The sequence below is a fragment of the Companilactobacillus zhongbaensis genome, from assembly GCF_003946515.1.
GTDB classification, from domain to species: Bacteria; Bacillota; Bacilli; order Lactobacillales; family Lactobacillaceae; genus Companilactobacillus; species Companilactobacillus zhongbaensis.
The window spans coordinates 1-15957 of sequence record NZ_RHOM01000040.1; the positions used below are offsets into that span (position 1 = coordinate 1).

The following is a 15957-nucleotide window of genomic DNA, read 5'->3' on the forward strand; positions in this document are numbered from 1 at the left end:
ACTAATGAACCTGTCCAGAAAGCTCTGGCTTATTCAGAATGCTTAAATTAATGAACCGCCGTATACGGACCCGTACGTACGGTGGTGTGAGAGGTCGGTAGCCTAGCTACCTCCTACTCGATCGGCTGAGGGCTGTATCCCCGGGCCCCCTCCGCCTAGGTTGGGCAATCTCCCCTTGTTTGGTGGGAAAGTAGGTGCTTCCTAGGTTTATGCGCAAGATTTTCTTTGGTTGTTTGCTGTGCTGCTTCTCGGTGCGCGGGACTAAAGCTCCGCTTATTTTGTTTCCTGGCTTACCTTGTTTTTGCAATCTTTTGTTCCTTTTCTTGTTGGATAAGCTTTGATATTATTTTTGATCTCTTGCTTTCGCTTTCTGGCTCACGTGCTGTTTCACCGCACTCTCGCCTTATTTTGTAGTTTTTTATTTTTTGGATTTTAGACCATCTTACTTTTTGTAGGGTGGGATTTTTTTTGCTTTGGTTTGTGGTTTTTAGTTTGGTGTACTCAAACTTGCTGCGTGGTTTGAGGGTTTTTATTTTTATTTATTAAAATTGCGTCGGTTTGGATAGTGCTTTTTAAGCTTTATCCTCAAGGATGTGAAAACGAGTTCCGGCACACAGCGGCCTCCGGTTAACACAGGTGGTCGAGGCACGGCTTCGCCGCACCTTGTTCGACCACCCGCGTTAATCCTCAGCAGCTACCCGTGTGCCTCCACTCTCTGCTTTACCGTTATAACGCCGATTTCTTCTAATGCCACAGCTTTGTGGATTGATATGACAGGCTTTTGGACCCTACTATCGAATTAAGAGATAGGGGGATTTGTTATGACTGATAATAGTGAAATGTTGTTGAATGAGTTTCAATCATATGATGATTTTTGTAATGCTTTTGCTGATAACTTTTTGGAAGGTAGTCGGATTGTTAAGTTGTTGATTTCTGAGAATGCGGAAATTGTTAAACAGGGTCATTTGATCGATCATTTGTCCGGAAAGTTGTCGAATACGATTACTTCTCATGGTCATTCTTCTTTTATTAAGTTGAAAGATGAAGAGAAGACAAAAGAGTATCGTTCTTTGGAAAACGAATATCGAGTGAATAAGATTGAGTTTCGTGAACTGAAAAAAGCTTATTTGAAGTTTTTAAAGAAAAGTCAGGTTAGCGACTTATACGCCAGAGAGGACGATGTAGTTGATCCTACAGTGGAAACAGAAGGAAACTTCCGTTACCCAGTCATCAGTGAACGAATGAGATACATGATTTTTTACCTAAGAGAAAACGACCTAGGAGATTCCACAAAAGCACGTCAATTTGCCAGAGAGAGAATTGCCAAGTTGGGCGGTGATAGCAACACACAGGTAAAATCGGCCATTGATCGATTGTTTTACGTAATGAACGGCTCAATGGCCATTTAAAAAAACAATTACGCAAAATAAAATAAATGAAAACAAATAAAAAGACGTCGAAAACAAACGACGTCTTTTTTGATCTTCGAAAAAAATACGAAAGATAAGCAAAATTGTATGAAAACTCAATAGAAGGCTAATTTATATCATTAGCCAAAGTTATGTGTTAGTATAAGTTCCCTTAGATGGAAGTAAGAACATTGTCATTGTCAACGATGTTCTTTTTTGATCTAGAGGATAAAAAAGAGGAATGTCCAAAATATTTTGAGATGAAATAAATAAGTGTTAGTAAAAGGTAACGCGAGAGTGCACAAAGTGCACGCGAGCCAAAGTGGGGTAGAGGTTTTGAATTTTACCAGTAAAGGAAGAAACTGAGATAGACCGCAAAAATTAGGACGTGCCAAAAGTGCCAACTTGCACAAAAAAACTCGGTCCTAATCAAAAAAAGAGAGATTTGATGACCACTCTCTAGACGGAGGGGCCCGGGGATACAGCCCTCAGCCGCCAAATTTCACTTGGCAATTTATTGCCTAGTGAAAGGCTCGTATTGGAGATGTCCGGGCGAACTACCCGGATAGCTCCAATCGAGCCGGCAGCGTTCCAGCGGCTGTATCCCCGGGCCCCGGAGTCGGCAATGAACCACCAACAAAACAACCCCCACCAATCCCACCAATCACCAAACAAAGCACCTAATCAAAATATCACATCATCCAAAAACCAAACCCCTAAAAAAATTAAGACCAAATTAAATTTAGGTTTCAACTCCCAATTAACCAAAAACCAAATGTACAATAAAAAAGTAAACAAAAAAGCCGATCACATCGGAATAAAACATCCAACACGATCGGCTAACAAAAAATTATGGGTGGTCAGGGGATCGAACCCTGGACCCACGGATTAAGAGTCCGTTGCTCTGCCAGCTGAGCTAACCACCCATGATGTGATTTCTTATCTCAATCAACCAACGAGATATATAATATCATAAGGAACAAATCCAGCACAAGAGTTTTTTTTACGAAATTCAATTTTTTTAAGTTTAAGTTTAGATGATTTTGTTTTAATATTTCAGAACTAGTATAATGATTTAAGTCAAGGAGAGGAATTATGGCTAAAAAGATTTTAGTAGTAGACGATGAAAAACCGATTTCAGATATTGTTAAGTACAATTTGGAAAATGAAGGATACGAAGTTATTACTGCATTCGATGGTAAAGAGGCCCTCGAAAAAGTTGACTCGGAAAGTCCTGATTTGATCCTACTTGATTTGATGTTACCTGTTATCGATGGTCTTGAAGTCGCTCGGACTGTTCGAAAGACTAAAGATACACCGATTATTATGTTGACAGCTAAGGATACCGAGATCGATAAGGTTATCGGTCTGGAACTCGGTGCCGATGATTACGTTACTAAACCTTTCTCAAACCGTGAGTTAGTTGCACGTGTTAAGGCACGTTTGAGAACTCAACGGGAAACACCATCCGATGAAAGTAAGAATAGCGAGATCCAAGTCGGTGATCTGACTATTTTGCCAGAAGCTTACACAGTTACTAAGAATGGCAAAGGGATCGAATTGACGCACCGTGAATTTGAGTTGCTGTATTATTTAGCACAACATATCGGTCAAGTTATGAAACGTGAACACTTGCTCCAAACTGTTTGGGGGTACGATTACTTCGGTGATGTTCGGACCGTTGATGTTACCGTTAGACGTCTCCGTGAGAAAATCGAAAACAACCCTAGTCAACCAGAATGGTTGATGACTAGACGTGGAGTTGGTTATTATCTTAGAAATCCAGACTCAGATAGTAATTTATAATTCTAATATAGGAAATAATAATAAATAATCGGACATTCTCAATATTTGAGAGTCCGATTTTTTGTTACAATGGTGTTCAGTGAAAGTATAATAGAGATATGTTTGTGTTATTTGACTAAACGAGGAAAGTTTAGTTGATCATAGGAGAATTATATTGAAAAAAAGACTAGCTTTTTTACATTCGATCAACTTCAAGATCGGCTTGTCATTTATTTTGATCTTGATCTTTACTATCGAGATCATTGGGGCTTACTTTGTTCGCCAGTTGGAACAACAAAATGTTTCGCAGTTTGAGGATTCGGTCAGCGTTAAGGTGTACGTTCTCAACCAAATTTCTGAGAATTTAACTGACAATGATTCGCATACGCGGACAAATATTAACAATACTATTCAAGATTTTGCGCGAAATAACTCGGATATTACCGATATTCAAGTTGTCGACCGGAGTGGTACCGTGGTTGGGACTAAAGATGCCGACAAAGCATCGATGATCGGGCGCAAGACTATGAAGGACCAAGTCCGACGAAGTATTGCCAATAATAAAAAGATCACTCAGATTTACTACGATAAGACGCTGGGAAGTTCTTATGAGTCGATCACGCCGGTCTCGTCACCGGATAGTAGTAATGTGGTCGGAGCAATTTATGTTCGAGCCAGCATGGAGTCGGTTTATACCGGAATCAATAACATCATCGTTATTTTCTTGACCGCTTCATTAGTAGCTGGCTTACTCGGGGCAATTATTGCCATCTTTATTTCACGAGCGATCACCCGGCCGATCGGTGAAATGAAACAGCAGGCTGTACGAATGGCTGAAGGGGATTATTCTGGACAAGTTCGTGTTTACTCTCCCGATGAGTTAGGCCAGTTGGCTATGGCTGTTAATGACCTTTCCGTTAAAGTTGAAGAGGCGACGGAAAACTCGGAGTCGGAGCGACGGCGACTCGATAGCGTTTTGACCCAGATGTCCGATGGTGTTATTGCCACGAACAGGCTGGGTAATATCACTGTCATCAATGAAATGGCGCGTGAATTCCTCAACAAAACTGAAGAGGAAGCTAACGGAGCTCAGTTAGTTGATGTCTTGGGGATCAGCGACAACATTACTTTTGATGAGTTGCTGGAAAATCCTGAACCGATGATCATTGAATCGAGTGATTTTTCTGACGAAGATCTCGCTGAAGACGACGATGGATCACTGATCTTGAACGCTGATTTTTCTTTGATCCAAAGAAATAGTGGCTTCATCAGTGGTATGGTTTGTGTCCTCCACGATGTTACCGAGCAGCAAAAAATCGATAGTGAGCGTCGTCAGTTCGTTTCCAACGTTTCTCACGAATTGCGGACACCGCTAACGAGTATCAGTAGTTATATCGATGCCTTGAATAATGGTGCTTGGAAAGACCAAAAGCTGGCTCCGCAATTTTTGAATGTTACCGCAGAAGAGACCGACCGGATGATCCGGATGATCCAAGATCTCTTGAATTTATCGCGGATGGACCAAGGTCGTTCCAAACTCGACAAAGAGTTGATCAACTTCAATGAGTTCTTCTCTTACATCCTCGACCGTTTCGACATGATGTTGAAGAAGGAAAAAGCCGATGCTAAGGAAGATGACTCGAAGGTGGTCAAGAATTATCGGATCAAACGGATTTTTACCCAAAAAGATCTTTGGGTCGAGATCGATACCGATAAGATGACGCAGGTGATCGATAACATTATTAACAATGCTATCAAGTACTCACCAGATGGTGGAGTCATCACTTGTCGCTTGCTCGAGACGAATAAGCATATCATCATAAGTATTTCCGATGAGGGCTTAGGTATCCCGAGAAAAGATATCAAGAAAGTCTTCGACCGTTTCTACCGGGTTGATAAGGCTCGTTCTAGAAAACAAGGTGGTACTGGTTTAGGACTATCTATTTCTAAGGAAATCGTTGAACAACATAAAGGACGGATCTGGGTCAACAGTGCTGAAGGTAGAGGATCGACTTTCTACATCTCGCTACCATTTGATCCAAATGAGACAGGAGGAGAATGGGATGAAATTTAGTCGTTTGATCGTTCAAATCTTGTTAGTTGTCGCCGTGATCACTAGTTTCGTCTTGTCATTTTTCATCTGGACGAATACGGCTCGTTACCAAAGAGACCGGAACGTTGACGTAGCTAGTAGCGACGTTGATAAAAATAAAACACCGATCGACCAGATCATCAGTCCTACGGAAGTGATCTGGCAAGACGGTAAGAATCAACGCTTGATCTACAACAACAAAGATAATATTTCATTTAACATGCAAGACATCATCAAAGACTGGAAGGTGGGAATTTTCCACCGTGAATTCAGTAAAGATGGTGCTAAATACCAAAAGATGATCCAAAAGAAAAAGATGATCCAACTAGTTTATCCGACAAATATTTCCATTCGGACGCTAGGATATTTGATGAGCAACAATCAGCTGCAAAAAGCTAAAGATCATCCGTTCAATCGGATCCTTTTCTCAACTGACGAAGACGATGAGAATGAAGTTTACTTAGCTAATGACAAGACTTATACCGTCTACGAAGCTTCCGTCAAGGGAGCTTCAGCCGCACCGATCTTGAAACTAGCGAAAAAAGCTAACATCGATCTGAAAGTTAAGCTCAACTTGCTCAAACACGGTGTCGTTACTTTTTATTCTGAACCGATCACTTTAAAACGTTATTCGTACGTCATGAGTTCGAAAGATGACTCTGAATATACGGCTAATTTGTTCGATACTAATAGTGACGAGATCAACAATAGCTCCAACGGAAATGTTTTTTCATACAGTGTCGGTGAATCGAAGCGCTTAGTTTCCGATCACGACAAAAATGAATTAACTTTCTCAGATTATACGGATACTTCGGTTCCTAAAGATTACCTGTCATTTTTCCAACGTGGCTATAAGAAGGCTACTAACATTCAAGACTCCGTCTCGAATTTGCGGCTTTACGATGCTAACTGGAAGGAAAAGACCTTAGTTTACCGGGAATACGTTGAAGGTTTCCCTATTTTCAAGAAGAGTGAGTACGGTTCGATCAAGATTGCCTTCAGCCGCAATGGCTCGTCGGAACAATTTTTGAATAAAGTGCTCGAAGTGCCAGTTCCTTCAGACATGCGCAACGCTACTTTGAAGCCAACTACGCAGATCATGACCGAGTTGGACAATATCGGTATCTCGCCGAGTGACGTTCAAAAACTTGAGGTCGGCTATCAATGGACGAATGAAGAAAACAATTCATCTGTGATCGATCTGGAACCTACTTATTACATCAAGGTCGACAACCACTGGCGCTCCTTTGAAGATTGGACGGGGATGTCAGCTGAAACGACTTCATCGCAAAACTCGACCACTCAAAGTGCAACGAACAATACAACAGGGGAGGAATAATGCATGGATTTTCGAAGAATTGAAATAATTTTCCTAGTCGTATTTTTAGCATTAGACGTCTTCTTATTGACTTCGTTTCACAATAGTCAGCAAGTCATTTCTAACTCCACTACTGGTGTGAGCTCAACTTTGACCGACATGCGTAAGCGAAACATTACCTTTGGCAGACTTGATAAAAAGTCGGGTACGGCTTATTATCTTGGGGCTCAGTCGAGTAATGATCTAGCGAACAATGAGTCGAAATTGCGTGATCAAGAAGTAACTTACAATCAAACCTCATACAAGTTGGTCAGTAATTTAGATGATCCGATCAGTGTTACTTCATCTAATCGCCAATCGAAATTGGATAAGTTCTTGAAGAAAGAATCCAACGTGTTGTTCGGTGATGAGTACAAGTACGCACCACAATTGTCTTCAAGTACTGAGATAGTTTATGCGGAAACTGGTCCATTAGGTCCAATGTACGATAAGACCGGACAGCTAGTTTTTTCCGTCGTTAATGGTAAAGTGGTAGGATATACCCAGACTTATATGAAACGATTAGATATTTTGCAGGAAAAGCAACCTACGAAGTCAGAACGTGATGTTGTGACTAACTTGTATTCCAGCTCGGAAATACCTAATAATTCAAAGATAACTTATACTAACTTAGCTTATACTAAGTTATTGGAAGCAAAGGGAAGCACGATTTATATTCCGGTATGGTTCGTTAGTATCCACAATAAGGATAGTAAGGTCGACACCGTTAAGAAGGTCAATGCCTTCACCGGAAATATTATCAAGGCTTCAACTGATGGAGACGATTATAGTAATGAGTGATAATTTAAGTATTAGTGTTTTGGCTAGCAGCAGTTCAGGAAATGTGACTTACATTGAAACACCTGAACACCACGTTTTAGTCGATGCAGGGATGTCGGGTAAGAAAATCAAAGAATCGTTAGAAAGTATTGGTAAAGATATCAATACGATCGATTCACTTTTCGTGACCCACGAACATTCTGATCACATCAAAGGTGTCGGAGTTTTGGCTCGTCGCTACGGGTTGAACGTCTACGCTAACGAAAAAACTTGGCAGGCAATGGCTCCTAAGATCGGCAAGGTCCCTGAAGAGCAGATCAATATTTTTGAACACAACAAGGTCTTGTCTTTAGACGACCTAGACGTGGAAAGTTTCGCAGTCTCACACGATGCTGCTGATCCTCAATTTTACAAGTTCCATCACAATGGCAAAGATTTCGTCATTTTGACGGATACGGGTTATGTCTCTGATCGAGTGGAACAGACGATCAAAAATGCTGACGGTTATTTGTTTGAATGCAATCATGATATCGAAATGTTACGCAATGGGATGTATCCTTGGCCATTGAAGCAACGGATATTAGGCGAAAAAGGTCATCTCTCCAATGAAGATGGCGCACACGCTTTAATGAGCGTTTTAGGCAATAATACGAAGCAGATCTATCTAGGACACTTAAGTCCAGAAAACAACACGAAAACAGTCGCTCACACGGCTGTCGAGCAAATCATGGAAGATAATGACTTCGCAGTGGGGAGTGATTTTTTGATCCACGATACGGATCCTAAAGTTGCAGACCCGTTGATTTCGCTGTAAAGTTGAATAGAAGCTTAAAAGGTTTATTTTGTTAATTCAGAATAGCCTTTTTGTTTTAGCTAATTTATCAAATAACATTCACATTTTGTTCAAAATTTATTTGTATGATGTATTTACAGTATTAATGGGAAGTGAGAGCTCGTTATGGATGAAAATAACAACAATCAAGAACAACAAAATGATCGTGGAACGAAGAAGTCCCACAAGTCATTATGGAAAACGGCAGTTGTTGCGTTTGTTTCTGCCATTTTAGGTGTCGGGATCGCTTTTGCAGGGTTCACTCACATGGGAACTAGCAGCGTACCGGATACTAATTCAAGCAGTGGGCCAGGTACGACTCAAGTCAGTGACAAGAAGGTCGATACCTCAAGTACCATGTCCAAGGCTTATAACAAAGTTGATAATGCCGTCGTTTCGGTAGTCAACTTGCAAAAACAAAAACAATCAACCTCAGATGGTGATCTATCATCGATCTTCGGTGACTTATTCGGAGATAGCGGTGACAGCAATTCTTCTGAAAATGGCACAACTGGTGGAACTAACGGAACCGATGGATCAGATTCAAACAGTAATTCTGATGCAAACTCAGGTTCAAGCTCTTCGAACGGAAACAATAGCCAACTAGAAGAATACAGTGAAGGTTCCGGTGTCATTTACGCCAAACAAAATGGTAAAGGGTACATCGTCACTAACAACCACGTAGTTTCTGGATCTGATTCACTCGAAATCATCCTAAAGGATGGTTCTAAAGTCACAGGTAAATTAGTCGGAAGCGATGCAACGACTGACTTAGCCGTTATCGAGATTGATGGTAGTAAAGTTCCTGCCACAGCTACATTTGGTAACTCAGACAACTTAACACCTGGTGATACCGTAATTGCCATCGGTTCACCATTAGGTAGCCAATATGCAACATCAGTCACACAAGGTATCATCTCTGCCACAAACAGAACCGTAGAAACACAAGACCAAAACACTGGTCAAACTACTGGTGAAGCAACAGTTCTTCAAACTGATGCTGCTATCAACCCTGGGAACTCAGGTGGACCACTAGTAGATTCAGCTGGACAAGTCATCGGTATCAACTCGATGAAACTAGCATCGAACACCGATGGAACTTCAGTTGAAGGTATGGGATTTGCCATTCCAAGTAACGAAGTAGTCAAGATCATCAACGAATTAGTCAAGAACGGAAAAGTAACTCGTCCATCACTCGGTATCCGAGTAGTCGACTTGAATCAAGTATCTGATGAATCACAAGAAAGTCTAAAACTACCTAGCAACATCACCCAAGGAGTTTTAGTCTACAGTGCAGAAAACGATTCAGTTGCTAAAAAAGCCGGATTGAAGAAAAATGATGTTATCGTAAAAGTCGACAGCAAGAAGATAAGTTCGGTTGCTGACTTGCATAACGCTCTATATTCACACAAGGTTGGCGATACGATTTCGTTACAGTATTACCGCAGTGGTGATCTAAAAACAGTAAAAATTCATTTAACACAAAAAACAACTGAATAAAATGAGAACGTGAAACCGAATAATCAAGGTTTCACGTTTTTTTGTGAACTTTTAAGCCAAATTTAAGTATATTTTTCGTGTTTTACGGAAATGAATGAAATTGAATTATCCACATGTGTGGATAACTTGTGGAAAAGTGGAAAAAATCTAGTTTTACCGCTGTAGATAAAGTTATCCACAATCCACAAATAACTTGTTGATAACTTTTTTGATCAGTTTTTAAAACCCTTACAAACGTTGATATATCAACTTCACAAGTGTTACACAGTAATACACAAACGTTTTTTGATGTGTGGATAAGTCGGTTAATTAAACATTTGCCTTTGAACTACCATTTGGCATGTTGTGGATAGTTGTATATTATATTTTTAAGGAGTGGAATTATGAATATTAAATTTGTTACGGTCGGTAAGTTAAAAGAAAAGTACTTAAAAGCGGGGATCGCGGAATATTCCAAGCGTTTGGGAGCCTTTTGCAAGTTCCAAATCGTGGAATGCCCCGACGAAAAAGCCCCAGAAAACCTCAGTGATGCTCAAGACGCTCACGTTAAAGAAGTTGAAGGTGAACGGATTTTAAGTAAGATCAAGGATAAGGAGTACGTCATTTTGCTCGATCTAAAGGGCAAGGAGTTAACTTCGGAACAACTAGCGAAGAAGATCGACGACTTATCCACATATGGAACGAGCGATATTACGTTGGTTATCGGTGGTTCACTCGGAGTTAGCCCAGAAGTCAAGAAACGCGCTGATTACAGCATTTGCTTCGGCAAATTCACTTTGCCACATCAGTTAATGCGTTTAGTTTTGACCGAGCAGATTTATCGGTCATTTATGATCATCAACAATCGTACTTATCACAAATAGGGGATAATTATGGATACGAAGAAGCATTTAGCCAATACACTTAAAGAAGTTATGCAGACGGTACCTGTGGATAAAATTACGATCAACCAATTAACAGCAGCCGGCAATGTCGCTCGGAACACTTTTTACTATCACTTCGACGACATCAATAGCTTGCTAGAGTATATTTATGGCGTAGAGATCGTCCAACAGTTAGCTTCCTACAAACGGGTAAAAAACTGGCAGGACGGTTTAAAATTGTTGCTCGACTACATCGATGATAATCAGAAGTTTTGCTTGAATACTTTCAAGTCAGTCAATCGACGCTTTTTGGAAAAATTTTTGTATCGGGTCGCTTTTGACATGGTCACTGGAGTCGTGGATGATACGCATCCTAATTGCCCAGCTAAGTTACGCGATGAGATCGGTAATTTTTACGGCTTAGCTTTGAGTAGTCAATTGATCCAGTGGCTGACAACGAACATGGAAGAGTCTAAACCGGAATTTTGTGAACGAATGAATCGGATGCTAGGTGGGTCAATAAACAACGTTTTTGAGCATAATGTCCATTAAGTTTGGATAAATCAACCATTTTGACCATATGAAACATTTATGGAAGCGGTTACAATGAGATTGTAAAATATTTAACAAACCAATTCTGGAGGTGTCATCATGTTCTTATTCCAAAACATTTCAGGGGCAGATTGGTTAATGTGGATCGCAATTATAGCCGCGCTCATGCTACTTAATGAAGCTGCCCGCGCAAATAAATGGATCGGTTTAACGCTATTCGTTGCCGTACCCGTAATCTTGACAATTTTCGTCTGGCCAAGCACAGCCGGAGCAGGAAGCAGTACCGGAACCTGGTTCCACTGGGTAAAAGTATATTCAGCTCTAGCAGGGTGTCTAGGCTTCATGGCCCTAAGATTTATTCCAAAACTAAGTAAAAATAAATGGGCCTTACTATTTCCACCTATCATCCTAGCCGTAAACATCATGGAAGCCGTAATCCGTGACTTCCAAGTAACCGGCATGCACGGAATGGTAGACGGCGTCTTCATGAACGGTGGTTCATGGAACGTAATGAATGGAATCGCCGGGATAATCAATATCATCACCATCACCGGTTGGTTCGGCATCATCATCAGCAAGAACCGTCAAAAAGACATGATCTGGCCTGACCAAATCTGGCCATGGATCATAGCATACGACCTATGGAACTTCGCCTACGTATACAACTGTGTAGGTGACCACTCATTCTACGCAGGTGCAGCACTTCTACTATCATGTACCTTCGCAGCCTTCTTCATCAAAAAAGGCTCCTGGCTACAAGCACGTGCTCAAACACTAGCATTCTGGATGATGTTCACAATGAGCGTCCCAGCCTTCGTAACAGATTCACAATTCGCAGTACAAAGCACACACAGCGACGCAGCACTATTCACAGTAAGCTTCATAGCACTAGCAGCAAACGTAGCAGTCTTAGTACTACACGTATATAGAATCGTCAAATACCGCAGAAATGCCCTCAAAGACGACGTATACGCAGGAACAAAAGCTCACGACCAAGTACTAGCAGGTAACCTACCAGAAGGCGAACAACCATCTGGTTTAAACTTGAAAAACGATGGCAACTCATCAGCACACACCGTTTAAAAGAAAAGGAAACATGGGGAAAGTAGCAAAAGTAGGGGAACTAAATTCAAAAAAGTAAAAATATATTTGGAAATAAAGTAAAATAAAAAGCGATAGATCAGATAGCAGATCTATCGCTTTTTGAGTCCAAAAAAGACCTCCACCTCACAGAATTAGCCAGGAAGTCCAAATAAGGACAAAAATATGAGGAATAACTCAAACAAATAAAGCACCAAACTCACCAGAAAAAATGTAAGAGAGCAAAAGCAGCAACCAAAAACCAAGAACTTGAATTAAAATTAAATACTACAGAAAACTCAATAGCAACCGATGATATTTGGGACAAAAGTCGAAAAGATAGGGGGAAAGAAAAGAGATCGTAAGACAGAAAAAATTAGTGGAAAACAAAACCAAACAAAACAGTTTTGTAGAAAAAAGATAAGTACCGTACCCCACGTAAAAATGGATTTTGTACTACCTTAGGAGTTGGGGGTGGAAGGAATTCGCCGTCAGCCATGAAATTTCACTTAGCGGTTTACCGCTTAGTAAAAGACCCAGCTTGGAGATGCCTGGGTGGTTTTCCCAGGTAGCTTCAAGTAGCATCCATGGCGTTCCACGGCGCAATTCCTGGAACCCCCAACTCCGGCAGTGAACCACCACCCAAACAACAACCTCAAAAAAACACCACACCAAAACCGGTCAAATATGAAATATCCTTTAAGTTTAATCAAAAACCACCCATCCAAAAACAAATCTTGTTAAAATAAAAACAAAAAAATGAACAAAAAAAACATGGAGCAATAATGACAAAAAGAATAGCGTATATCGACTATCTCAAAATCACGGCCATGCTAGGTGTAGTAATGTCACACTCGTTAGCAGCCACCTTAAGTCAAAATCCGCTCTCATGGGAGTGGCATTTAAAAAATATAACTTTGGGATTAGTCTCACCAGCAGTAGGAATTTTTTACCTCGTCAGTGGAGCACTGATCTTATCCAGCAAACACACCGACGACATCAAATATCTTTGGACACACCGATTAGTAAAAATTTGTGTACCATTCGTCATCTGGTCTGCAATCAGCATCGCCGTTTTGATGAACCTCGATCATTCATTCACGTGGACAGGATTGATCCGGCAAATGGCCGAGATCTATCACAAATTTCCCATCGTACCATATTGGTTTTTATACCCATTAGTAGGCTTTTATTTAATTTCACCGATGGTCAAAGCCTTCGTAGACAAGGCAACACCGAAAGTATTGGACTACATAATTGGCGTCTGGTTCGTAACGAACATGTTGTTGCCATACATCGTCTCGATCCTACCGAAAAAATACGGGATCTACTTCACGGCCAATCCGCAATATAACTTGATTTTCTTAGGACAAGCCTTTGGATATTTCATCCTTGGTTATCGAATTTCGAAGCAACCAATCAATCTTAAGTCACAACCAGTAAACATTGCCGCTACGGCATTATTATTCTTGTTCGTGATTGTCATGAACGCAGAAAACGTAGCTTTTCATTTAAACGTTCCAGTAATCGGCTTTAACTCGATTTTTTCACTACTGTTAGCAACAGAATTATTTGTTACGGTTAGAACTTGGGCTAGAAATCATATTCATACCCATAAAAATCAGCAACGACTGGCACTCTTTTCGACGCTGAGTTACGGGGTCTATCTGACCCACGGATTCGTCATTCAAGTAATTGAGCAGGCTTTTAGGATCGTTAATCCATTTGCCGTTTTTGGATTAACGACAGTCATTTGCTTGGCATTTTGCTATATAGTTAGCAAGGTACCTAAAGTTCGATTCTTCTTGTTGGGGATTTCTTGGAAGTAAAGTTTTGGGTTATAAAAAAAAGATTGTATAAAAAAGCACTATCCAAAATTTGCTGGATTATCTTTCAGCTATTTGTGTAGTGTTTTTTTGAGTTTGAACAATAATGTTGAAATGAACTCTGTAAAGTAATTCCGATGGTTTTTTAGGTGATGATGGGGATTTTGATTGAAAATCAGTCTAAAATTGCGGTAATAAAATAGCACTATCCATTTTTGCGGGTTAAACTTGCATGGTTTGGATAGTGCATTGTTTTTTATACTCAAGAATGTTGAAACGAGTTCAGGTGCAGAGGGCATATATTTTATTTCCAAATTTGCAGCAATAAAATAGCACTATCTATTTCTGCTGGTTAAACTTGCAGCGGTTTTGGATAGTGCTTTTTATTTTTATACTCAAGTATGTGGAAACGAGCTCCGCGAGGTAGCGGCCTCCGGTTAACACAGGTGGTCGAGGCATGGTTTCAGATAGAACAGAACCTTCAATCTTTGTTTGCTAAACTTGCCGGAATTGGGTTAGTGCTTCTTACCTTTATCCTCAAGTATGCGAAAACGAGTTCCGGCACACAGCGGCCTCCGGTTTAGAAACTGTCGGCAGGCACGGCTTCGCCGCACTTTGGGTGCCGACAGTCCCTAAATCCTCAGCAGCTACCCGTGTGCCTCCACTCTCTGTGTTATTTATAGTATTGATTTATAGCAGCGATGTCTTTAGCAGTGATATCAGTATTAGGTGTTTTGTACCACATGATTGTTCCATTCGAGTCGCTTCTTGTGTCTTTTAATCCCAATGCGTGGCCAAATTCGTGTTCGGCTACTCGGCGTCCCATGGTTGAGAGCTTGTTGTTAGGAATTGTATTTTTTGATAAGTCGATTTTCGATGAGATGACTTCAGTAAAGCCACGTGAACGGTTGATTGTGTTAGTGGTCAAACCGTTTTCTGAACTAGAAGTACCGTTATTAGTAAAGACAATATCGGCATCTTTTTTTACACGAGTCTCAAACAAATGAACCTTAGTAGAAATGGTCCACTGCAAAGCAGCAGCCCGAACATCTTGTTGCAATCCTGAAGGCAAGCCAGGAGTGATGTAGTAACTAATATTGCTTTTATCGAAATACTCATTTTGAGTAATGTCAGAAACATTGGAAACGTTAGAAACATTAGATTGTGATTGAACAGTATTAGATTTAGCAGCAGATCCAGAAGTCTTCTTACCATTAACAGAAATGACTAAAGCTGAACCATCAGAACTAGCAGCTGAAACCTCAGTAGAACCAGCACCAAAAGCTACAGGAAACAACAAAAGCCCAGCAGCAGATGCAATCAAAATTTGCTTAAGATTCTTCTTCATTGGAATTCCCCCTAGAAGTTATTAATCTAATTATAGTACTAATTGTAAATAAAGTATAAATTAAAAAATGAATAAAACAAAAACACCAAATAAGATATACATCATCAAATTAAGATGATCTGAGAAAATAGAAAAAGAATCCAAATAGCAACCGATGATTTCCGAAAAAGTATCGAATAGATAGGGAAAAGAAAAGTAATCGTAAGACAGAAAAAAAGCAGTGGAAAACAAAACTAACCAAAGCAAATTTGCAGAATAAAAATAAGTACCGTACCCCACAAAAAACAATGGATTTTGCACTACCCTAGGGGGTGGGGGTGGAAGGAATTCGCTGTCAGCCATGAAATTTCACTTAGCGGTTTACCGCTTAGTGAAAGACCCAGCTTTGAAACAAGCGGGCGGTTTCCCCGATTGGTTCAAAGTGGCGTCCTGAGCCATATTTTTCAACCGGACGATTTAAATATAATAATTTTTTAAGCAGCCATTCCTGACATTTCTCGCATTTCTGCAGGTGTTAATCCGTTATTTTTGGT

The 15957-nt window shown here is 40.4% G+C and carries 12 protein-coding genes and 1 tRNA gene; 11 read left to right on the forward strand and 2 right to left on the reverse strand.

Annotated features, from left to right (window positions below):
* Positions 1-821 precede the first annotated feature (821 nt).
* Complete coding sequence (locus EKM69_RS11070) at positions 822-1409, forward strand: hypothetical protein (RefSeq protein ID WP_125711064.1); 588 nt, start codon at positions 822-824, stop codon at positions 1407-1409.
* An 853-nt stretch (positions 1410-2262) separates the two neighbouring features.
* Here the strand turns inward: EKM69_RS11070 and EKM69_RS11075 are convergent.
* Positions 2263-2335 (reverse strand) — tRNA-Lys (locus tag EKM69_RS11075).
* A 169-nt stretch (positions 2336-2504) separates the two neighbouring features.
* Between EKM69_RS11075 and yycF the strand changes: the two genes are divergently transcribed.
* The 10 genes from yycF to EKM69_RS11125 all read left to right on the forward strand — a co-directional run bounded on the left by yycF (position 2505) and on the right by EKM69_RS11125 (position 14079).
* Positions 2505-3215 (forward strand): response regulator YycF, encoded by a 711-nt coding sequence (gene yycF, locus EKM69_RS11080; RefSeq protein WP_125711066.1) that lies wholly within the window; start codon positions 2505-2507, stop codon positions 3213-3215.
* A 154-nt stretch (positions 3216-3369) separates the two neighbouring features.
* Entirely contained in the window at positions 3370-5268 is a 1899-nt protein-coding gene (gene walK, locus EKM69_RS11085) for a cell wall metabolism sensor histidine kinase WalK (RefSeq protein WP_125711068.1), read from the forward strand.
* Entirely contained in the window at positions 5258-6625 is a 1368-nt protein-coding gene (locus EKM69_RS11090) for a YycH family regulatory protein (RefSeq protein ID WP_125711070.1), read from the forward strand. The genes walK and EKM69_RS11090 overlap by 11 nt, the downstream gene beginning before the upstream one ends.
* Before the next feature lie 3 nt (positions 6626-6628).
* Positions 6629-7444 carry a two-component system regulatory protein YycI gene (locus EKM69_RS11095; RefSeq protein WP_125711072.1) on the forward strand — a complete coding sequence of 272 codons (816 nt, stop codon included), beginning with the start codon at positions 6629-6631 and terminating at the stop codon, positions 7442-7444.
* On the forward strand, positions 7437-8237 hold the full coding sequence (locus tag EKM69_RS11100) for an MBL fold metallo-hydrolase (RefSeq protein WP_225423888.1): 801 nt from the start codon (positions 7437-7439) through the stop codon (positions 8235-8237). The genes EKM69_RS11095 and EKM69_RS11100 overlap by 8 nt, the downstream gene beginning before the upstream one ends.
* Positions 8238-8381: 144 nt before the next feature.
* A complete protein-coding gene (locus EKM69_RS11105; protein WP_125711076.1) occupies positions 8382-9755 on the forward strand; it encodes a S1C family serine protease in 1374 nt (457 codons plus the stop codon).
* A 383-nt stretch (positions 9756-10138) separates the two neighbouring features.
* A complete protein-coding gene (rlmH, locus tag EKM69_RS11110; protein WP_125711078.1) occupies positions 10139-10618 on the forward strand; it encodes a 23S rRNA (pseudouridine(1915)-N(3))-methyltransferase RlmH in 480 nt (159 codons plus the stop codon).
* 9 nt (positions 10619-10627) lie between these two features.
* On the forward strand, positions 10628-11170 hold the full coding sequence (locus EKM69_RS11115) for a TetR/AcrR family transcriptional regulator (protein WP_125711080.1): 543 nt from the start codon (positions 10628-10630) through the stop codon (positions 11168-11170).
* Positions 11171-11269: 99 nt separating this feature from the next.
* Positions 11270-12253: a DUF5692 family protein gene (locus tag EKM69_RS11120; protein WP_125711082.1), complete on the forward strand. Its 984-nt coding sequence runs from the start codon at positions 11270-11272 to the stop codon at positions 12251-12253.
* Positions 12254-13035: 782 nt separating this feature from the next.
* Entirely contained in the window at positions 13036-14079 is a 1044-nt protein-coding gene (locus EKM69_RS11125; RefSeq protein ID WP_125711084.1) for an acyltransferase, read from the forward strand.
* 670 nt (positions 14080-14749) lie between these two features.
* On the opposite strand, the gene EKM69_RS11130 is transcribed toward EKM69_RS11125, so the two are convergent.
* On the reverse strand, positions 14750-15424 hold the full coding sequence (locus tag EKM69_RS11130; RefSeq protein ID WP_125711086.1) for a matrixin family metalloprotease: 675 nt from the start codon (positions 15422-15424) through the stop codon (positions 14750-14752).
* Between the last annotated feature and the right edge of the window lie 533 nt (positions 15425-15957).